General features: G+C 67.3%; 21 protein-coding genes and 1 riboswitch. Of the genes, 3 read left to right on the top strand and 18 right to left on the bottom strand.

Annotation, left to right across the window (positions count from 1 at the left end):
• Positions 1–291 precede the first annotated feature (291 nt).
• Positions 292–882 (top strand): Crp/Fnr family transcriptional regulator, encoded by a 591-nt coding sequence (locus Q4G24_RS05970; RefSeq protein WP_303365597.1) that lies wholly within the window; start codon positions 292–294, stop codon positions 880–882.
• A gap of 3 nt (positions 883–885) precedes the next feature.
• Here Q4G24_RS05970 and Q4G24_RS05965 read toward each other — a convergent pair whose 3' ends face one another.
• The 4 genes from Q4G24_RS05965 to cbiT are packed head-to-tail and all read right to left on the bottom strand — an operon-like array spanning position 886 to position 4,476.
• Positions 886–2,211, bottom strand: a complete 1,326-nt coding sequence (locus tag Q4G24_RS05965; protein ID WP_303365596.1) for a cobyrinate a,c-diamide synthase — start codon at positions 2,209–2,211, stop codon at positions 886–888.
• The gene (gene cobM / locus Q4G24_RS05960; RefSeq protein ID WP_303365595.1) at positions 2,208–2,981 is read right to left on the bottom strand and encodes a precorrin-4 C(11)-methyltransferase; all 774 of its coding nucleotides are present in this window, start codon (positions 2,979–2,981) and stop codon (positions 2,208–2,210) included. Before cobM ends, Q4G24_RS05965 begins: the two co-directional genes overlap by 4 nt.
• A complete protein-coding gene (locus Q4G24_RS05955; protein ID WP_303365594.1) occupies positions 2,978–3,307 on the bottom strand; it encodes a cobalamin biosynthesis protein in 330 nt (109 codons plus the stop codon). The genes cobM and Q4G24_RS05955 overlap by 4 nt, the downstream gene beginning before the upstream one ends.
• The gene (gene cbiT, locus Q4G24_RS05950; protein ID WP_303365593.1) at positions 3,304–4,476 is read right to left on the bottom strand and encodes a precorrin-6Y C5,15-methyltransferase (decarboxylating) subunit CbiT; all 1,173 of its coding nucleotides are present in this window, start codon (positions 4,474–4,476) and stop codon (positions 3,304–3,306) included. Before cbiT ends, Q4G24_RS05955 begins: the two co-directional genes overlap by 4 nt.
• Here cbiT and Q4G24_RS05945 point away from each other — a divergent pair.
• Entirely contained in the window at positions 4,475–5,200 is a 726-nt protein-coding gene (locus Q4G24_RS05945) for a cobalt-precorrin-6A reductase (RefSeq protein ID WP_303365592.1), read from the top strand. The two genes, cbiT and Q4G24_RS05945, sit on opposite strands and share 2 nt — an antisense overlap.
• Positions 5,201–5,223: 23 nt before the next feature.
• Here the strand turns inward: Q4G24_RS05945 and cobJ are convergent, their stop codons facing one another.
• From cobJ to Q4G24_RS05880, 13 genes are all read right to left on the bottom strand, one after another.
• A complete protein-coding gene (cobJ, locus tag Q4G24_RS05940) occupies positions 5,224–5,958 on the bottom strand; it encodes a precorrin-3B C(17)-methyltransferase (protein WP_303365591.1) in 735 nt (244 codons plus the stop codon).
• The gene (locus Q4G24_RS05935; RefSeq protein ID WP_303365590.1) at positions 5,955–6,692 is read right to left on the bottom strand and encodes a precorrin-2 C(20)-methyltransferase; all 738 of its coding nucleotides are present in this window, start codon (positions 6,690–6,692) and stop codon (positions 5,955–5,957) included. The genes cobJ and Q4G24_RS05935 overlap by 4 nt, the downstream gene beginning before the upstream one ends.
• Positions 6,693–6,701: 9 nt before the next feature.
• Entirely contained in the window at positions 6,702–7,331 is a 630-nt protein-coding gene (locus tag Q4G24_RS05930; RefSeq protein WP_303365589.1) for a precorrin-8X methylmutase, read from the bottom strand.
• A gap of 87 nt (positions 7,332–7,418) precedes the next feature.
• Positions 7,419–8,453: a precorrin-3B synthase gene (locus tag Q4G24_RS05925; protein WP_303365588.1), complete on the bottom strand. Its 1,035-nt coding sequence runs from the start codon at positions 8,451–8,453 to the stop codon at positions 7,419–7,421.
• Positions 8,450–11,707: a cobaltochelatase subunit CobN gene (gene cobN, locus Q4G24_RS05920; RefSeq protein ID WP_303365587.1), complete on the bottom strand. Its 3,258-nt coding sequence runs from the start codon at positions 11,705–11,707 to the stop codon at positions 8,450–8,452. Before cobN ends, Q4G24_RS05925 begins: the two co-directional genes overlap by 4 nt.
• Positions 11,707–12,753 carry a cobalamin biosynthesis protein CobW gene (cobW, locus tag Q4G24_RS05915; protein WP_303365586.1) on the bottom strand — a complete coding sequence of 349 codons (1,047 nt, stop codon included), beginning with the start codon at positions 12,751–12,753 and terminating at the stop codon, positions 11,707–11,709. The genes cobN and cobW overlap by 1 nt, the downstream gene beginning before the upstream one ends.
• Positions 12,750–13,106, bottom strand: coding sequence for a DUF1636 domain-containing protein (locus tag Q4G24_RS05910; RefSeq protein ID WP_303365585.1), 357 nt, complete (start codon positions 13,104–13,106; stop codon positions 12,750–12,752). Before Q4G24_RS05910 ends, cobW begins: the two co-directional genes overlap by 4 nt.
• Positions 13,103–13,834 (bottom strand): precorrin-6A synthase (deacetylating), encoded by a 732-nt coding sequence (gene cobF / locus Q4G24_RS05905; RefSeq protein ID WP_303365584.1) that lies wholly within the window; start codon positions 13,832–13,834, stop codon positions 13,103–13,105. Before cobF ends, Q4G24_RS05910 begins: the two co-directional genes overlap by 4 nt.
• 60 nt (positions 13,835–13,894) lie before the next feature.
• On the bottom strand, positions 13,895–14,566 hold the full coding sequence (locus Q4G24_RS05900; protein WP_303365583.1) for an energy-coupling factor ABC transporter permease: 672 nt from the start codon (positions 14,564–14,566) through the stop codon (positions 13,895–13,897).
• Between the two features lie 40 nt (positions 14,567–14,606).
• Positions 14,607–14,791, bottom strand: a riboswitch (cobalamin riboswitch).
• A gap of 26 nt (positions 14,792–14,817) precedes the next feature.
• Positions 14,818–15,582, bottom strand: coding sequence for a LamB/YcsF family protein (locus Q4G24_RS05895; RefSeq protein WP_303365582.1), 765 nt, complete (start codon positions 15,580–15,582; stop codon positions 14,818–14,820).
• Positions 15,583–15,586: 4 nt separating this feature from the next.
• Positions 15,587–16,624, bottom strand: a complete 1,038-nt coding sequence (locus Q4G24_RS05890) for a biotin-dependent carboxyltransferase family protein (RefSeq protein ID WP_303365581.1) — start codon at positions 16,622–16,624, stop codon at positions 15,587–15,589.
• The gene (locus tag Q4G24_RS05885) at positions 16,615–17,346 is read right to left on the bottom strand and encodes an allophanate hydrolase subunit 1 (RefSeq protein WP_303365580.1); all 732 of its coding nucleotides are present in this window, start codon (positions 17,344–17,346) and stop codon (positions 16,615–16,617) included. Before Q4G24_RS05885 ends, Q4G24_RS05890 begins: the two co-directional genes overlap by 10 nt.
• Before the next feature lie 49 nt (positions 17,347–17,395).
• The gene (locus tag Q4G24_RS05880) at positions 17,396–18,793 is read right to left on the bottom strand and encodes an aminotransferase class V-fold PLP-dependent enzyme (protein WP_303365579.1); all 1,398 of its coding nucleotides are present in this window, start codon (positions 18,791–18,793) and stop codon (positions 17,396–17,398) included.
• Between the two features lie 112 nt (positions 18,794–18,905).
• Between Q4G24_RS05880 and Q4G24_RS05875 the strand changes: the two genes are divergently transcribed.
• On the top strand, positions 18,906–19,358 hold the full coding sequence (locus Q4G24_RS05875) for an Lrp/AsnC family transcriptional regulator (RefSeq protein WP_303365578.1): 453 nt from the start codon (positions 18,906–18,908) through the stop codon (positions 19,356–19,358).
• Positions 19,359–19,431: 73 nt separating this feature from the next.
• Here Q4G24_RS05875 and Q4G24_RS05870 read toward each other — a convergent pair whose 3' ends face one another.
• Positions 19,432–20,202, bottom strand: coding sequence for an outer membrane protein (locus Q4G24_RS05870; RefSeq protein ID WP_303365577.1), 771 nt, complete (start codon positions 20,200–20,202; stop codon positions 19,432–19,434).
• Between the last annotated feature and the right edge of the window lie 90 nt (positions 20,203–20,292).

The raw sequence follows: 20,292 nt of genomic DNA, 5'->3' as shown, positions 1-20,292 counted from the left end.
GGAAATCAACAAAAACCTATCTGCTGTCAGGAACGGCCAGAAAGTAACGACCACATGACACTTTTATCCGTCACCGCGACAATCTGACAGATTTACAAGACGCGCATAACTGAACAGACTTTCTATTTTGCGAAAGCCGTGTAAACAGGGCTGATTCGCATTGCTTAATATCCAGGCAGCTCAATGACGCCCCAGATTCTCGCCGCCGCGAAAAAATCCGTATTGCTTCACGGTGTATCGGATGACCTTGCACAACAAGTCCTGCAAGGGGCAACCCAGCGGAAATACGCAATGGGTGAAACCATCTTTGTGCAGGGCGACCCGGCCAATGCGGTGTTCATCATCATTGAAGGCTGGGTCAAGCTGTTCCGGCTGGCCAGCAACGGTGCCGAAGCCGTCGTCTCGGTCCTGCCCCATTCCCGCAGCTTTGGCGAAAACGTCGCATTGCGTGGGCTGGCCTATCCGGTCTCAGCCGAGGCGATCAGCGATAGCACCCTGTTGCAGATCGACGCAGCGCGACTGCGCAAAATGGTGATGGAAAACCCGGATTTCGCCCTCAGCCTGCTTGGCTCGGTCTTTGTGCATATGCAGCAGCTTGTTGCGCAGGTCGAACAGCTCAAAGCCCGCTCTGGTGTGCAGCGCGTGGCCGAATTTCTGGTCGATCTGGCGCAGGATGATGACGACGGCCCGACCGTGCAACTGCCCTATAACAAGAACCTGATTGCCGGCCACCTTGGGATGCAGCCCGAAAGCCTGTCCCGCGCCTTTGCGAAGCTGCGTGAACATGGCGTTCAGGTCGAAACGAACAAGGCCCATATTGCCGATCTTGAAGCCCTGCGCGATCTGGCGAACGAGGACCGCAGCAAGGCGTGGAATAAGTAAACCCTAGGCCGAACCGGCAATCAGGTGGAAAAAGCTGCCGGTGACATGGTCGCAAACAGACCCGTGTTCGCCATCCGCCAGCGCGGTGCCTGTAGCATCCTGAACCTGCGCCAGCGGCGCGTCGGGCTGTGTCAGGATACGGGCATAATGAAACTCATGCCCGCGCAGGCTGGTGCCTGCGGACAGGCCGGGCATCGGGGCCAGCAGACGCGCATGACGATAGCCAAGGTGCATCCGGCGCTTTTCAAAGCTGGTCTCCAACCCCAGCAGCCCGGCCATCCGGTGCCGCTTGCCCTCCGCATCCACCAGCCCCGCGCCAAGCGCCATATAGCCGCCACATTCGCCATGCACGGGCCGGGTCTGCGCGAACCGGGTCAGCCCGTCGCGGAACCTGTCGGCGGCGGCCAGCCGCCCGGCGTGCAATTCCGGGTATCCGCCCGGCAGCCAGCAGGCCCCGGCGCTGTCGTCGGGGGCCTCATCCGCAAGGGGTGAAAACGGCAGGATCGTCGCCCCCTGATCGCGCCATTCCCGCAGCAAATGCGGATAGACAAAGGAAAACGCCGCATCCCGCGCCAGCGCGATACGGTCCGCAGGCGGCGGCAGGCGGTGGGCTACAGGCGCAGGCTGCGGGGCCGCCCCAGCCGCGCGGCGGATCGCATCAAGGTCCAGATGCGCCACGATGAACTGGCCAAAGGCCGCCATCGCATCATTCAGCCCCTCGCGCTCCTCGGCCTGCACCAGACCAAGGTGACGTTCCGGTATCTCGATGTCCGCCTGACGCGGCAGTGCGCCAAAGACCGCAAGCCCCGCCTGCTGCATCCCCCGGCGCAGCAGCGCCTCATGCCGGGGGCTGGCAACGCGGTTCAGCACCACCCCCGCGACCGGCAATGCCGGATCAAACCCGGCCAGCCCTGCGGCCACCGCCGCCGCCGTCTGCGCCTGACCGCCGCAGTCCAGCACCAGCACCACCGGCCAGCCCGCCATGATCGCCAGCTCAGCCGAGGCCCCGATGCCGCTTTCCCCTGCCATGGCGACGCCGTCATAAAGCCCCATAGAGCCTTCGGCCACCACCAGATCCGCCCCTTGCGCCCATTCCATCAGCGCCGAGATCTGCCCCCGGCCCATCGCCCAGGTGTCCAGATTACAGGCCACCCGCCCGCTGGCCGCTGCGTGAAAAGCCGGGTCGATGTAATCCGGGCCGTTCTTGAACGCCTGCACCGCCAGCCCCTGCGCCCGAAACGCCGCCATCAGCCCCAGGGCCACCGTCGTCTTGCCACAGCCCGATGCAGCGGCGGCCACCATGATGCCGGGGGGCAGAGGCCGGGTCATTCGGGAAACCTCGGGTCAGTGCCGACCGGGCGGAAACGGCGGTCGTAATCACCGGCGTAAAGGCGGCTTTCGTCAAAACCCTCCTGCGCCAGCGCCGGGCCGACAAGGATCAGCGCCGTGCGCTCGCCCTCGCCCACGCCGGGGTCCAGCGTCGCCAGCGTGGCGCGGATGATGCGCTGTTCGGGCCAGCTTGCGCGGAACACCACCGCAACCGGGCAATCCGGGCCATAATGCGGGATCAGCTCGGCCTGCACCCGGTCCAGCACATGCACCGACAGGTGAATGGCCAGCGTCGCTCCGGTCGCACCGAAGGCTGCAAGGGTTTCACGCTCCGGCATGGCGCTGGCCCGGCCGCTGGTGCGGGTCAGCACCACCGATTGCGCGACGCCGGGCAGGGTCAGTTCCGTCCCAAGGGCCGCCGCGGCGGCGGCGAATGACGGCACCCCCGGCGTCACGTCATAGGGGATGCCCATATCCCGCAGCCGCCGCAATTGTTCGCCCATGGCAGACCAGACCGACAGATCACCCGAATGAAGCCGCGCAACATCCTGTCCTTGCGCATGGGCAGCGGCAATCTCGGCCATGATCTCATCCAGCGACAGCGGCGCGGTGTTCACGATCCGCGCGCCGGGCGGGCAATGCGCCAGCACCGCCTGCGGCACCAGCGACCCGGCATAAAGACAAACCGGGCAAGCCGCGATCAGATCCCGACCGCGCAGCGTCAAGAGATCCGCCGCCCCCGGCCCCGCGCCGATAAAATGCACCGTCATTCGCCTGATCCTTCTGCGATGGCCAGCGTCAGCGGCCCGTTGAACACCTGCCGCGCCTGCACGATCCGCGCGCCAGAGCCGGCGGCGGCCAGCGCCACGGCCTCGGCCACGCAGCCGGTGCCGAACCGCGCCATGATCCGGTCGGAATGGGACGGGGTGGCAATACCCGCCACCTCTGCGATCTGCACCACCGGCAAGCCCAGCCCCACCAGCGCCGCGCCCTTGCCCGCCAGACAGGCCAGCGCATCGACGCGCAGCCCGGCCAGCGCCGCCGCCACATCCGCCGCGCTGGTCTGCGCCCTCAGTCCGATGCCCGCGACCCTCATTTCCGCGCCACCCAATGCAGCACCGTCCGCTGCGCCTGCCAGCCACGCATCCGGCCCAGCGGCTCGGCCTGCGCGATGTCCAGCCGCAGCAATTCGCCGCCCCGCGCGGCCTGTTCCGTCATCACCAGCGCCTGCGTTTCCAGCGTCACCGCATTGACCACCAGCCGCCCGCCAAGGGGCAGCCTGTCCCACGCCACCGCCACCAGCGCCGCCGAGGCCCCGCCGCCGATGAACACCGCATCCGGCGCGGGCAGATCGTCCAGCGCGGCGTGGTCCTGCACCCGCAGATCGACGGTTTCCAGGCCGAAACGCTGGATATTCGCAGCAATCAGCGCGGCGCGGTCGGCACGGTTTTCCACCGCCACCACACGCCCGCCTGCCAAGGCCCATTCCACGCTGATCGACCCCGAGCCCGCGCCCAAATCCCACAGCATCTGCCCCGGCAGCGGTGCCAAGGATGACAGCGTAACCGCGCGGATCGCCCGCTTGGTGATCTGGCCATGATGAATGAACGCATCGTCTGGCAGGCCAAAACCCACCGGGCGCGGGGTGCCGCCCATAGCCTGAATGGCCACGGCCACCGGGGCCTCAGTGTGCAGATCATAGCCTGCCGCGCGGGTCTGGCGCAGGCGCTCGCGCCCGCCGCCAAGTGATTCGCCCACCCACAGACTGCTGTCACCCCAGCCCTGCGCCACCAGCCAGGCCGCCAGATCGGCCACCGCCGCCCCATCACGCAGCGTCACCAGCAGCCGCGCCCCCGGTCGCAGATGCGGCAGCAGCCGGGTCAAGTGCGCGGCGTGTAAGCCAAGGCAGGCGCAGCCCTCCAGCCGCCAACCCAGCCGCGCGGCCAGCAGGGAAAACACCCCCGGCGCGGGGAAAGCCCGCCATTCGGCCCGGTCCAGCGCCGCCGCCAGTGTGCCGCCAGCGCCGAACCAGAACGGATCGCCCGAGGCCAGCACCGCCACGCGCTGCCCCCTCAGCGCCAGCACCGGGGCGATGGAAAACGGCACCGGCCATGCACGCCCGCGTACGCCCACCCCGGCCAGCGCCAGATGCCGCGGCCCGCCAAAGACCACCGCCGCCGCATCCAGCGCGGCACGGCTTGCGGGTGACAGCCCATCCGGGCCATCTTCGCCAAATCCGATGATGCTTAACCAGGGTTCAGACATGCGCATATTGTTGCTTGGCGGCACGGCAGAGGCCAGCCTTTTGGCGCGGAAACTGGCGGACGCCGGGCTGGACGCCATCTTCAGCTATGCCGGCCGGACGCTGAACCCGGTGGCACAGCCTTTGCCAACGCGCACGGGTGGGTTTGGCGGGGCCGAAGGGCTGGCCGATTACCTGCGCCAGAACCGCATCACCCATCTGATCGACGCAACCCACCCTTTTGCCGCGCAGATCAGCCGCAACGCGGTTGCCGCCGCACAAGCCAGCGGCACGGTTCTGGCAGCGCTGGAGCGCCCGGCATGGGCCGCACAGCCCGGCGATGACTGGACCCACGTTCCCGATACGCAAGCCGCCGCCCGCACCCTGCCGCACGAGCCAACCGGGGTTTTTCTGGCCATTGGCCGTCAGACGCTGGAGCCTTTTGCCCCGCTGCCACACCGCTGGCTGCTGCGCTTTGCCGAGTTCGACCGCAGCCAGCCGGTGCCGCTTGGCGCGACGCTGATAACCAGCCGCGGCCCCTATACGCTGGCCGGGGACATGGCGTTGCTGCAAGATCACGATATACGCATCGTTGTGACCAAGAATGCGGGCGGGGATGCCGCGCGGGCCAAGCTGGATGCCGCCCGCGCCCTGCGCCTGCCGGTCATCCTGATCGACCGGCCCGCGCTGCCGCCCCGGCTGGCCCTGCCAGATGCGGGGGCGGTCATGGACTGGCTGCAAGGCTGATCCCCGTGCCACGGATCTGGCCCCTAGTGCCATGACCGGGGCGTATAGACCCACGGCCCGACACGGCGGGTCTGGCTGTTACCGACCAGAACGACGGTGCGCATATCGGCCATTTCGGGCTGCGCCTCGGCCAGCGTCACGCAGGTGATCGCCTGTTCCGCTGTGCTGACCGCGCGGGCAAAGATCACCAGCCGCTCGGGGCCACACTCCTGCCGCAGCACCTCCAGCGTGCGGGCAAAGCCCTCGGGGCGCGAACGCGAACGTGGGTTATAGAAGGCCATCGCGAAATCGGCCTGCGCGGCAAGGCGCAGGCGGCGCTCGATCACCTGCCATGGCTTCAGATTATCCGACAGGTTGATCGCCGCGAAATCATGGCCCAGAGGCGCACCCGCCGCCGCCGCCGCCGCAAGCATCGCGGTAATGCCGGGCAGAATACGGATGTCCAGCGCGGCCTTGGCGGGGTCGGCCTCGACCGCCTCGAACAGAGCCGAGGCCATGGCGAATACCCCCGGATCGCCCGAGCTGACGATCACCACCCGCCGCCCTTTGGCCGCCAGATCCAGCGCCTGCCGGGCGCGGTCCAGTTCCACCCGGTTATCCGACGGATACAGCACCAGCCCTTCACGCGGCGCGACACGGGCGACATAGGGGATATAGCCGATAACATCCGTGGCCTGATCCAGCGCCGCCGAGACCTCGGGCGTGATCTGCGATTCCGCGCCGGGACCAAGCCCCGCAACAACCAGCCAGCCACTCATTCTGCGGCCTCCGCCAAGGGGCGGCGGCCGTGGCCGTGGACCAGAACAATGGCAAAATAAGGCGCAGCGGTTGCATCAGCGTCGCACAGGCGCTGGACGCGCTGGCCTGCCATGGTGCCGCGTTCGACCAGCCATGCCGCATCCAGCCGCCCGGCACGTTCCAGCGCCCGGCGCACCTTGGGCAGGTTGCGCCCGGTTTTCATCACCACCAGCGCATCGTCCCCCGCCATCCGCGCGGTCAGGGTCTCCTCGGGCAATGTCCCCATCAGCACGGTCAGAATATCATCGCCCCATGTGATCGGCTGGCCGGTCGCCGTCCAGCAGCCGGACATGCCGGTAATGCCGGGAATGATCTCGATTTCGGCACGGTTTTGCAGGCGCAGATGCAGGTGCATGAAGCTGCCGTAAAAGAACGGGTCGCCCTCGCACAGCACCACGATTTCGCCACCCGCCTGCGCCAGACGGTCGGCCCAGTCGTCATAAAAAGCGGCAAGCTGGCGGTTGTATTCGGGATCGCCCAAGGGGATTTCCGTGGTGACGGGGTATTCCATCGCCAGTTCGGTCACATCCGGGCGCAGCATCCCGTCCACAATCTTGCGGGCCATGCCAAGCCGGCCCGGCTTGCGGAAATAGGCGATTGTCGCGGCATGGCTGATCGCCCGATGCGCGCGCAGGCTCATCAGGTCGGGATCGCCGGGGCCAAGGCCCGCGCAGATGATCCGGGTGCTGGTCATGCTGTCCCCTTATTCCGCGCGGCTGGCCAAGGCGTTGACCGCTGCCACGGTGATGGCGCTGCCGCCAAGCCGCCCGCGCACGATCAGCGATGGCACGGGCAGGTCATGGATCAGCGCGTCCTTGGATTCCGCCGCGCCAACAAAGCCGACCGGACAGCCGATGATCGCCGCCGGGCGCGGGCAGGCCGGGTCCGCCAGCATGTTCAGCAGGTGGAACAGCGCCGTCGGGGCATTGCCGATAGCCACCACCGCCCCCGCCAGATCGGGGCGCCACAACTCCAGCGCGGCGGCGCTGCGGGTGTTGCCCATCTGTCGGGCCAATTCCGGCACGCGCGGGTCGTGCAGGGTGCAAATCACCCGATTATCCGCAGGCAGGCGCGGGCGGGTGATGCCCTCGCTGACCATCCGCGCGTCGCAAAGGATCGGCGCGCCTGCGGCCAGCGCCTGCCGCGCGGCCTGCGCCATGCCGGGGGAAAAGATCACATCGCGTTCCAGCCCGACCAGCCCCGCCGCATGGATCATCCGCACCACCACGGGTTCTTCGTCCGGGTCAAAGCGGGCCAGATCGGCCTCGGCCCGGATGGTGGCGAAGGATTGCGCATAGATCGCCGCGCCGTCTTTTTCGTATTCGTAGGGCATCGCGTTTCCGTTAGTTTGTCCCGCTATGTCATGGGGCGGGATATGCGGCAAGGGTTCAGCGGGGCGCTGCCCCGCACCCCGGGATATTTAAGTGAAGAAGAAATCCTGAAACTGGTCCGGGCCGGTGGCGATCAGCGTGCGGGAATGTGGGGCCTGAGAGGCGCAGCGTTTCGGGCAGCCGCTGATATGCAGGGTTTCACCGGGCGCAAGCTGCGGGGCAAGGCGGCGGGCGTGGCCTCGGGTATCCGACAGCGCCTGCGGACAGCCCGGCGCGCCGGTGCAGGCGGTGACACGCAGCAGCGGGTCCGCCGGGTCGGTGATAAGGCCGTTTGCTGTGCCTTGGGTCAGCAGCATCCGCCACGGGGTCAGGCGGATCGGGCCATGGCTGGCAAGCTGTTCCAGTTGGTCCGGGGTGATCTGACCAAAGGGCAGGCCGATCAGGCTGCCGTTTTCGACCGGGCCGATATGAGGCTGCATTGGTTCGGGCAGCACGGGTTCCAGCGGCAGGCTGTCCAGTGCCGGGTGGTTGCGCATCCGGCCACGGCCATTGCTGACGCCGGCCTTGACGAACCAACGGGCGAGGTCCAGCGCCGCACCTGCCGGGTCGTCACCTGCGGGCAGGCTGCCCTCTGCGCCATCGGGGGCGATGCGCCAGCCTTGCGGGGTCAGGGTGATGCGGATGTCGCAAGGCGTATCCGCAAGACAGCCGCGATCATCCACGGCATAGCCGAACTTGGCCGGGGTTTGTGGCGCGTCCTGCGCGGCCAGCAAATCGGTCAGCCGGGCGGCAATACCCCATGCGGCACTGTCTTGGGCGGCAAAAGGCGACAGGATCACGTTGCGACGCGATTCCACCTGCGGGTCGGCATCCAGCAGGCCAAGCTGGCGCAACCCGTCAAGCACATGCGGGTGGCTGTCGGGCGTCACCCCACGCAGTTGCAGATTGGCGCGGCTGGTCACATCCATCAGCCCATTGCCAAAATCCCGCGACAGCGCGGCGATGGCGCGGGCCTGATCGGGCGGCAGAAAGCCGTTGCGGGTACGGACGCGCACCACCAGCCCATCACCCGACATCATCGGACGCAAGGCACCGGGACACCAGCCTTGAATAACAGGGATCATGGCGCGTTCTCCTCCAGCATCGCGGCAATATCATTGCGACGGGTGATCCACAGACCTGCCGCCCGCAATGCGGCGAAACGTCCGCGCAGGGCCTCCAGCGCGGCAGGGTTTTCGCGGGCCATGAAGGCGGTGATGTCGTCCCGCCCCAGTGTCGCGTCGAAATACAGATCGAACAGATGCGGCGGCAGGGCGCGGGTCAGTTGCGCAAAGCCCGCCAGATTGTCCAGCGTGGCGGTGATTTCCGCAGCACCACGAAACCCGTGGCGCATCATGCTGTCGGCCCATGCCGGATTGGCGGCGCGGGCGCGGGTGACACGGGCGATTTCGTCGGTCAAGGCACGGGCGGCGGGTTGGCCGGGGCGGGTGTTGTCCAGATGATACAACGGTGGCAGCGCCGCCCCGATCGCCGCCGCCGCCGCCGCTGGCCCGGCCTGATGCGCCGCGAAATCCGGGGCGGTCAGCAGGTCGGCCTCGGCCAGATCCTGCGCATGGGCAAAGGCCGCCGCCGCGCGCAGCCGGGTTTCCAGCGCGGCCCGGTCGCGGCGCGGGCCATCGGGGGTCAGCGCCCATTCCGACCCCGCCAGCCACGCCTGCCCCGCCGTATCGCGAGCGGCGTCGGACAGATCCCCGGCCGGGTCCATACCCAGCCCGTAAGCACCGGGGCGCGGGCCAAAGACGCGCGGCGCACCATCCTGGGCATAGGGGTTCTGGTCTGCGGCCTCGTCCCGTTCCGCCAGCGCCTGCGCAGCCGCTGCGAACAGTGCCGCGAGATCGGGGAACACATCCCGAAACAAGCCCGAAACCCGCAGTGTCACCCCGACCCGAGGCCGGTTCAGCAGCGCCAGCGGCAAGATGTCATAGCCCGTCACCCGACCCGTGGCCGCATCCCACAGCGGTGCCAGCCCGGCCAGATGCAGGGCCATGGCATATTCCTCGCCCGCGGTGCGCATGGTGGCGCTGCCCCACAGATCCACGATCAGATCACGCGGCCAGTCACCGTGATCCTGCAAATGGCGGCGGATCAGCTCCTCGGCCAGCTTGACGCCCTGCGCATGGGCCGAAGGGGTCGGCACCGCGCGCGGGTCCACGGCGAACAGGTTGCGCCCGGTCGGCAGCACGTCCAGACGCCCCCGCGCAGGACTGCCCGAAGGCCCCGCCGCCACCCGCCGCCCGTCCAGCGCATCCAGCAGGCCCTGCGCCTCGCCCGCTGCGGTGCCGTAAATATGCAGCCCCTCGGCAAAGCGGCTTTCCTTGAGATCGCAGACAAAGCGGTCGATGCGCGGGATGGCCTCGGCCGGGCTGGCGTCAGCGGGCAGGTTCAGGTCATCCTCGACCCCTGCGGCCTGCGCCTCAAGGCGGATACCCTCGATCAGCCGGGCGCGGCGGCGCGGGTCCAGCCCCTCGGCGGTGGCATATTCGTCCAGCAGGCGTTCCAGCGTGGCCAGCCGTTCAGGCAAAGCAGCGGCGGCCAGCGGCGGCGGCACATGGCCCAGCATCACCGCACCAAGGCGGCGCTTGGCCTGCGCGGCCTCGCCCGGATCATTGACGATAAAGGGGTAAATCACCGGCACCGCCCCGGCCAGCGCAGCGGGCCAGCAGGCCGGGCCCAGACCCACCGCCTTGCCGGGCAGCCATTCCAGCGTACCATGCGCCCCCATATGGATCAGCGCCGACAGGCCAAGGCTTTGCAGATACAGATAGAAAGCGACATAGCCATGCTGCGGCACCCGGTCCAGATCGTGATAATCGTCGTCGCGGGCGGCGGGCTGGCCGCGCTCGGGTTGCAGGGCGACCAGCACCGCGCCGCGCCGGGTGGCCGCGAAATGGAACGCGCCGTCCTGGCAGGCCGGATCATCGGCGGGGTCGCCCCATGCCTGCGCCAGATCATCCTGCAAGGGCTGCGGCAGGCGGGCCAGCGCGGCGCGGTAATCGGCCAGCGGCCAGCGCAGGCTTTGCGCCAAAAGGTCAGGGGCCAGCGGCGCGCCCGGCCCGGTCGCATAGCCCTGCGCCGCCAGCAGTTCCAGCGCCGCATCGGTCGAAGCCAGCGCATCCAGCCCGACCGCATGGGCGATCTGGTCGGGCCGCCCCGGATAAGTGGACAGCACCAGCGCCAGTTGCCGCGCAGCGGGCGGGGTCTGGCCAAGGCGATACCACCCCGCCACCCGATCCGCCGCCGCCGCGACCAACGCCGGGTCGGCACGGTGCGCAAAGCGGGAATATTGCGTATCCGCATCACGCGGGGACGGTTGTTTATGGCTGATAAGTCCCGCGAAAATGCGCCCGTCCACCTCGGGCAGCACCACATACATCGCCAGATCGGCGGGCGACAGGCCCCGTGCCGCACCTTGCCAGTCGCGCTTGCGGGCGGTGGACAGTGCCACCTGAAACACCGGACACCCCGGCCCGTCCAGCGGCGAGGCCCCGCCCGGCAAGCCCCCATCCCGCGCCGAAAAAGCGGTGGCGTTGACAATCACCGCTGGCGCAGCGCGGGTCAGTTGGTCGGCCAGCCATGGCGCATGTGGGCCTTTCAGCGAAGGCGCGAACAGCCCCGCCGCCCGAAAACCACGCTGGCGCAGGGCGGCGATCAGCGCATCCACCGGGTCAGTATCGGCGGCGGCCAGATAGCTGCGGTAAAACGTCACGACCGCCAGCGGGCCATCACCCTGCGGCGCATCCGTCACCCCCCGGTCGGGGTCATACCAACCGCGTTCCGGCAATGTGGTTTCGCCGTCCATATCCGGCGCGGGCAGGCCCGCTGCACGGGCCAGCGCCGCCAGCGCGGCAGCGGCGGGACGGGCGCCACCGGCCTCGGCCCAAGCTGTCAGACGCGACAACAGCGCCGCATCCACGGTGCTGGCCGCCTGCAACGCCGGGTCGGGGCGGCCATCCGCAGGCAGCACCGCCAGCGCAATCCCGCGCCGCCGCGCCAGATCCCGCAGTGCACCAAGACCATAGCTCCAATAGCTTTCGCCGCCGATCAGGCGGATCAGCACGGCCCGCGCCCCCTCCAGCACGGTTTCAAGGTAATTATCCACCGATACCGGATGCCGCAGCGCCACAAGGTTTTGCAGCCGGACCGAGAACCCCACCCCCTGCTGCCCTGCCTGCGCCTGCAACAACCGCCAGCCCGCCGCGAAAGCGCCAAGGTCGCTGTCGGAAAAGGACAGCACCACCAGATCGCCCGGCGTCTGGCCGGGATCATATGGCGCGTCGGTTTCCTCTAACCCATGGCTTTCGCGGAAGATAATATGCATCAGGCGACCACGCGGCCCCCCAAGGCATCGGCCACCGCCTGCGGGTTCAGGTCGTCATGCTCGGCAATTGCCACCAGCCGCGATTCGCGCGGGGCGGCACCCCAGGGCTGGTCATATTGATGCCGGACCCGCGCGCCCACCGCCTGCACCAGCAGCCGCATCGGCTTGCCCTGCACGGCGATATGGCCCTTGACTCGCAGGATATTCTGATCCTGCGCCAGCCGCGCGACGGCCTCGGCAATCGCCTCGGGGCTGGTGGCTTCGGGCAGGGCAATCACACAACTGTCGAAATCGTCATGCTCGTGGTCGTCGGCCCCGTCGTGATGCGAGGGGCGGGCGTCCAGATCGTCCTCCGCCGCCGCGCCAAGACCAAGGATCACACGCGGATCGACCGCACCTTCGGTCACAGCGATGATCGGCAGCTTGCGCGGGGCCTCGGCCTCGATCACAGCGCGGGCGGCGTCCAGCGCAGCCTGATCGACCAGATCAGCCTTGGTCAGCAGCACAACATCGGCGCAGGAAATCTGGTCCTCGAACACTTCGGACAGGGGCGTTTCGTGGTCGATGCTGTCATCCGCCGCCCGCTGCGCATCCACCGCCGCAACATCCGGCGCGAAACGCCCCGCCACCACAGCCTCGGCATCGGCCAGCGCAATCACCCCATCAACCGTAATGCGCGACCGGATCGCGGGCCAGTCAAACGCCTTCAGCAGCGGCTTCGGCAAGGCCAGCCCCGAGGTCTCAATCAGGATATGATCCGGGCGCGGGTCACGGGCCAGAAGCTGCTCCATCGTCGGGATGAAGTCATCAGCCACGGTGCAACAAATGCAGCCATTCGCCAGCTCAAGGATATTTTCGGCCGGGCAGTTCTCATCGGCGCAGGATTGCAGGATCGCCCCATCCACGCCCGCGGTGCCAAACTCATTCACCAGCACCGCCAGCCGCCGCCCCTGCGGGTTCAGCATCAGATGCCGGATCAGGGTCGTTTTCCCCGAGCCAAGAAAGCCGGTGACAACGGTGACGGGGATTTTCGCAAGATCGGTCATTTCGGAACCTCATAAGGGGGGATACGGGCAAGGCTTTGCTTGCGGAATTGGACCGGGCGGCTGCGCCACGGCACCAGCCCGTCGGGGGTTTCGGCATAGGCTGCGGCACCGGCGAGAATGTCGGGGGCGTCGGCGGCACTCATGCGGCCATAGACATAGGACCAGCGGCCCGGTCCGGTCAGCGCCACCGCGCAGCCCTGATCGCAGGCGGACAGACATTCGACCGGAACCACCCGCACGCCGGGCGGGACCGGGGTCAGCGCGGCCAGCAGGTCAGCGCCGGGGGTGGAGTCGCCCTCGGCCACCGGCTGACCGGCGCGGCAGGTGATGCAGACATGCAGGGTTACGGTCATGCGGCCACCTTGCGCAACAGGTAAATATCCATGATCCAGCCATGCACCGCCCGCGCCTCTGCCCGCGCGGCAAGGATACGCGGCCCGGCCTGATCCAGCGGCCCGTGGTCAAGGATCTGCTGATCCATCCCCAGAAATGCCCCCCACCAGATCACCAGCCCCGCCGGGTCCAGCGCCTGAAAGGAACATGCGCCGTCCAGCATGACCGCCACGGTCTCGGCCGCCTCGGGCCAGCCGTGATCGCGCAACTGACGGCCGGTGGTGATCGTGACCGGCCCGCCCACTGTATTCAGCGGGATCGCATGGGCCGCCGTCAGCATTTGCAGCGCGGTGATGCCGGGGATCACCTGAACCTCGGGCCGGGGGTGCAGGCGTTCAGCAATCCGCAGGGTCGAATCGTAAAGCGAAGGGTCGCCCCACACCAGCAACGCCACCGTGCCGGTCTGGTCGCCAATGGCGCGCGCCCATTCGGCGGCAATCGCATCGTGCCAGTCGCTGACGCCCTGTTGATAATCGCCCGAGGCGTCACGCTGCGGCACCGCAAAGCCTACGCGCGGCACGCCCGGCGCAACGCTGTCGCAGATCAGGTGGCGCAGCGCCGCCAGATCGGCCTTTTCCGCGCCCTTGTCGGGAATCAGGATCAGGTCGGCCCCGGCCAGAGCCTGCGCCGCCTGTGCCGTCAGATGGTCAGGGTTGCCGGTGCCGATGCCGACCAGAAGCAGCCTCATGCCGGTTCCTTTCATGCGAAACGGCCCCGGCAGGCGGGGCCGCGCGCCGGGTCTGTGGCTTTATGCCGGGTGATGCAAGCGCCGGGTCACAAGACCCGAGCCAGCCAGACCGCGTGCCGCCTTGGCCCCGGCCAGAACCGCCAGATCGACCAGCGGTTCCAGCGCGATGACCAGCAGATAGGCAGCGCCAAAGCTGGCAATGCCGGACAGATCCGCAAACCCCTGCCCATAGATCGCCCAAAACGCGACCCAGGCCACCACGCCACCCTGATAGGCGGTCGAAAGCGCCAGCGCCTGCGTATATTTCAGGTCCACATAGGGCGTCCCCGGCGCGATGATCCGCCGCGACAGCGCCCGCACCGCGAACAGCGGCACCAGCAGCGTGGTCAGGTTCATCCCGTATTGCGGCAGGTCAAAGGGCGCAAAGAACAACCCCTGAATCAGCAGCCCCAAGGCCAGCCCAATGGCCGCAGGTGCGGCCCCAAGCAGCAGGAACAGGGTGCTGCCAAGGATCAGATGAACCTCGGACACGCCAACGGGATAATGCGGCAGCACCTCGAAAAAGGCGAAAACCGCGACGGTCGCAATCACTGCCCGCGCCAGCAGCGAGCCAGCGCCCTGCACGCGGATCGCATCCAGCGACAGTTTGCCGGCATAAGTCACGGCACCGGCTGCGGTTGCATAGGAAAGAAGGATCTTGGCGCCGTCCACGACGCCGGGTTCGATGTGCATATCGCCCTCGCTTGCCGCCAACCCCGGCGGCGTGATGGTTGCGGGTTATCCGCGTGACGGCAGGTCTCCTGACTTGCGGGTCGATGCGGGGATGCTGCCTTCCCGACCATAGGGCCAGTGGCATAAGGTGCATCCCGCTCTCCGCCTACAGTTGCGGGGGCAGTCGCGGCATTGGACCGCGTTCCCTTTTATCCCCTTGCGGGGACCGTCAGCGACAGCATGGCCGAAAAGCCGGGCGCGGGTCAAGCGCCTTACACGACCTTTGGCAATGTCGTCAGGTCATAGCCCGCCCCGGCCAGCCCGTCCCGCACCGCCGCCGCAATCACCAGCGCGGTGGGGCCATCGCCATGCACACAGATCGAATGGATCGGCGTCGGCAGCAGATCCCCGCCCGTCGTCACCAGCCCGCCGCCCGTGACCATGCGCAGCACATGCGCCGCCGCCTGATCCGGGTCATGCAGCACCGCGCCGGGTGTGCCGCGCGGGGCAAGCTGGCCGTCAGGCTGATAGGCACGGTCAGCAAAAGCCTCCAGCGCCACGACCAGCCCCGCCGCCCGGCCTGCCGCCGCCAGCTCCGACAGCGCCGGAGCCAGCAGGATCAGGCCGGGGTCCACATCCGCCACCGCCTGCGCAATGACATCGGCCATCGCCCGATCCGCGCAAGCCTGATTGTTCATCGCCCCATGCGGTTTGACATGGGTAACAGGGTGGCCCTCGGCCCGGCCCACGGCGATCAGCGCGCCGATCTGCGTCAGGATCAGCCCGCGCAGCTCATCGCTGGGCAAGGTCATCGCGCGGCGGCCAAAACCGTGCAGGTCGGCATAGCCCGGATGCGCCCCGATGCTGACCCTATTGCCGCGGGCCAGCCGCACCGTGTCCAGCATCACATGCGCATCACCACCATGCGCCCCGCAGGCGATATTTGCCGCGCCGACGATCCCCAGCAGCGCCGCATCATTGCCGATCGTATAAGGCCCCCAGCTTTCGCCCATATCCGCGTTCAGGTTGATCTTCATAGGCTTACCCCTGCAAAGCCGCATGGAAATGGTCGGGGCAGGCCGCATCCACCGCGCCCCCGATCAGGTTTTCGGACAGCAACCGCGCCGGGTCCAGTCCCAGCCCACGCATCCCCGCAATCGCCGCCGCCAGCGCAGCCGCCTGCGCCCGCGCTGCCGCCACGGCTTGTTCAGGCGAAACCAGCGCAAAGCGCAGCCGGTCCCCCGGCATCAGCCGCGACAGGCGCGGCAGGTCGGCGGAAATCACCGTGGCGATCTTGGCATAGCCGCCAGTCGTCTGCGCCTCGCCCAACAGCACGATCGGCTGGCCATTGCCCGGCACCTGAATTGCCCCCGGCGCGATCCCGTCCGAGATAATATCCGCCCCGAGTGCGCTATGCTCCAGCGCCGCGCCCTCCAGTCGCATCCCCATGCGGTCGGTCTGTGCGGTTACGGTATAATCCCCGCCGGTCAGCGCCGCATAGGCAGCATCGGTGAAATGCCCGGCCTGAGGCCCCGCCACCAGCCGGATCGGACCGCTGGCCTGCGGCGGGGTCAGCACCAGCCCGCCGCGCAGGCTGGTTGCCGTAACCGGCAGCCGGTCGCCCACCCGCAAGGCCCGGCCCTGAAAGCCGCCCACACCGGCCCCCGCAAGGGTCGAGCGGCTGCCAAGGAACCGCGGCACCGCCACCCCACCGCCAATTGCCAACACCTGACATTGCGAGGGCGCGGTCAGGGTCAGGCGGATATCCTCACCCGCCTCCAGCGTGGCGGCGGTCCATGGCGGCAGGGCCTCATGCCCGCCGCCCGCACGGGTGATTTGCCCCGACAACCCACCGCTGATAGCGATGCGCACCGCGCCGCCATCAGCCCGCAGGCGGGGACCAGTCAGGGCGATTTCCAACGCTTCGGTATCGGGCGGGTTTCCGGCCAAAGCATTGACAAACATCAGGCTTTCCCGGTCCATTGCGCCCGACACAGGCACGCCCATCGCCAACCCGCCGCGAAAGCCGGTGTCCTGCAAGGCCGTCCTTGCGCCGGGGTCCAGAACTGTCAGGAACATGCGGCCCCCATGCTGTCAGGGTCCAGCCGTCCGGCGGCCAGATCAGCGGCGATCTGGTCACTTTCCCCCTGCTCTACCGCGCGGAACCGCACCCGGTCCCCCGGTGCCAGCAGCGCAGGCCGGTCACGCCGCGCATCGAACAGCGGCACCGGGCAATGTCCGACGATATGCCAGCCGCCCGGACTGGCCGAGGGGTAGATCACCGACAGCCCGTTCGCAATCGCCACCGCCCCCGCAGGCACCCGCGACCGGGGCGAGGCCCGACGCGGCAGCGACAGCCCTTTGGGCAGGCTGCCCATGAACGGCAGGCCGGGCAGAAACCCAAGCGCATAGACATCGAACACCGTCGCCGCATGGGCCGCCACGATCTGCGCAGCCGGCAGGTTCAGCGCGACTTCCAGATCGGCCAGATCCATCCCGTTGTAATAGCATGGCAAAACCCACTCCCGCCCCAACAGGCCGGCAGCGCCGTCCAGCGGTTCCAGCAGTGCAGAAACCGCCGCAATCAGCGCCTGCGGATCGGTCTGCAACGGATCGTAATGCACCGTCACCGCACAAAAGCTGGGGGCGGATTCACAGGCTCCGGGCAAAGCCCCCGCCGCCAGCGCCGCCGCAATCGCCGCATCCGCCGCCCGCACCTGCGCGGCCACCTGCGGCGAAATCTGCGCCCCAAGCCGGAACGTCACCGCCCGATCCGCCAGCAGTTGCGCCTGAACCTGCATCACATCCCCCGAAACCAAGGCGCAGGTTAGGCGGGTGCGGCGACCGAAATCAAGCCGCCGGGCTGAAAATCGCGCGGGACGGGTCGCAACAGTAATCCGCCGCCAACCCCGGCGCGGCCTCTGCCAGATCGCAAACGGCATCCAGAATCGCATCAACCTCGGCATCATCGCAGGCCCAGGGCAGGTTCAGACGAATGAAACCGGGCTTTTCAACCTCATCCCCGGCAAGGATCGCGGCCCGCATCCGCTCGGATTCCGCCGGGTCAATCCCCAGCAGCCGATGCACATAAGGCCCCGCGCAGGCACAGCCACCCCGCGCCTGCACGCCGTAACGATCCGACAGCATCCGCGTCACAAGCTGCTGATGCACGAAACCACCCTGCCCGTCGCGCAGCCGGAACGAGATAATCGGCAGCCGCGCCGCATCACGCTGGCCCAAAATCTGCAAACGCGGGTGATCCCACAGCCGCGCCCGCGCCAAGGCCATGCGGGCGCGGTCCAGCGCCTCCAGCCGATCGGCCACAGCGGTCTTGACCAGAAAGGCCAGCGCGGCGCGGATGTCGCCAATGACATTGGGCGTCCCGCCCTCCTCTCGCGCCTCGACCGCACCCGCATAATCGTGGCCCGAGGGCGAGACGAAGCGCACCGTGCCGCCGCCCGGCAGGCTGGGCCGCAAAGCCCGCACGGAATCGCGGCGCAGCGCCAGAATACCCGAGGCCCCCGGCCCGCCCAGAAACTTATGCGGCGACACCACCACCGCATCCATCCCCTGCGCCAGATCAATCGGCAGATAGGGGCCGCCGCCCGCATAGTCCCACAAAACCAGCGCCCCGGCGTCCTTCAGCAACCGCGTCACCGCAGGCACATCGGTCAGAACCCCGGTGACGTTGGACGCCGCCGAAAACGCCCCGATCACCCGCCCCGGCGCCGCCGCCAGGACCGCCCGCAGCGCCGCCATATCCGGCCCACCAAACGCCGCTTCGGGGATTTCGACCACATCCGCACCGGATTCGCGCCATGGCAGCAGGTTGGAATGATGCTCATAAGGCCCGACCAGCACCGTCACCCCCGGCCCCGCCTGCCACAGATGCACCAGCCGGTTGATCCCCGCCGTCGCCCCCGAGCCTGCGAAAATCACCGCATGTTCCGGCCCTGCGCCGATACAATCCGCAATCACCTGCCGCGCCTGCCGCCGCATCCGGGTCATCACCCCGCCGCAATGGCTGGCCTCGGTATGGCTGTTGGCATACCATGGCAGGACGTGATCCATCACAAAGCCCTCGACCTGCCGCAAGGCCCGGCCAGAGGCCGTATAATCCGCATAGATCAGCCGCTTTGGCCCATAAGGCCCGTCGATCACCGCATCCCGCCCGATCACCCCCGCCCGCAGCGCGGCCAAAGGATCAGCGCCAAGCGCAGCCTGAAACGGGACGAAAAGATCGGGCATCGTCATCTCCTGTCTGATCGGGGCAGGGTGATCGAATACAAGCGTGAAATCACTTTCTTCTTCACTTAAATATCCATAAAACAGTTGTCATATGAATGATGAATGACCCTTTATGGACAAGATCGACAACCAAATCCTGAACAAGCTGCAACAAGACGCCAGCCTGTCGCAACGCGAATTGGCCGACCGGCTGCACCTGTCGCAAAACGCTTGCTGGCGGCGGCTGCAAAAGCTGACAGCGGCCGGGGTGCTGAAGGGCAGCCGCGCGGTGATCGACCCGGCGGCCATCGGGCTGAACCTGACGGTGATGGTGATGATCCGCACCCGCCACCATGACGATAAATGGGCAGCGCGGTTCCGCGCACGGGTGGAATCTATCCCCGAGATCACCGATTTCTGGCGGATCGGCGGGGAATGGGACTATATGGCCAAAGTTACGACCACATCCATGGCGGGCTATGATGCGGTCTATAAACGCCTGATCCAAGACCTTGATCTGGAACGTGTCACCGGCATTTTTACCATGGAAACGATCTTTGCCGACCGCCCGCTGAGCCTGCCCTGACACCCCGCCCCAGCACCCTGCCATGACAAAGGCCGCGCATCGCTGCGCGGCCCGTCAACCCGAAGGGGCCAGATCAGAACTGATAGTTCAGGCCAACCTCCAGCCCGATATATTTCGGCGTCGCATGGGTGCGAACGGAATCGCCCTCGGCATCTGTCCAGGTCAGCTGCGTCTTGCCGAAATTGCGGTAATTGATCTCTCCGGTCAGGCTCAGCCGGTCATTCAGCTTATGCTCGGCCCCAAGACCGACAACATAGCCAGTTGCCGAGAAATCCCCGTCCAACACCATGCCACCAAGGGCCGGATTGTCATAGATGTCCTGAATACTGTAATCGAATTTCGAATGGGCCAACCCGGCACGGCCATAAATGATGGTTTCAGGGCGCAGCTTATAGCCGGTTTTCAGCGCCAGCGTCAGGCCATATTTTTCCTTGCTATCCGCGCCAGCGATACCCGTATCGCCATCATCATCCACAAATGCCAGACGGATGCTGTCCTTGATATTGCCGCCCTGCACCGACAGTTCCGGGCCGACCACCCAATTGTCGCGTTCCCAGCGATAGCCGCCGCGCAGCGACAGATAGGCGCCCTTGTTCTTCAGCGTCCCGATATTGCCGTTATAGGTAAAATCAGGCTGGCCCGCGTCGCGGGTGAAGGCCCCGACCTCATCATCGCCCTTGAAACCATAGCCCAAAGCACCGCCGATATAGGCCCCCTGCCACGTCAGCGGGGCGACGATTTCCTGAACCGGCGCAATGACCGGCGCAGGCGGTGCGGTAAAACCACCCGCGACGGCAGAACCGGCGAAAGCAGAACCGGCAAGAACGGCAAAGATGCGCGACATTGGAAGCTCCTTGACAATGAACCGGGGCAGCATATGGCGCAAATGACACGAAGTTCCAGATTTAACGCCATATCCGGGCTGTATCAGGGC

The sequence above is a fragment of the Paracoccus sp. (in: a-proteobacteria) genome (genome assembly GCF_030538695.1).
Lineage (GTDB): Bacteria > Pseudomonadota > Alphaproteobacteria > Rhodobacterales > Rhodobacteraceae > Paracoccus.
The sequence above is the reverse complement of the archived record's forward strand: the minus strand, read 5'-3'. Positions and strand labels throughout refer to the sequence as shown.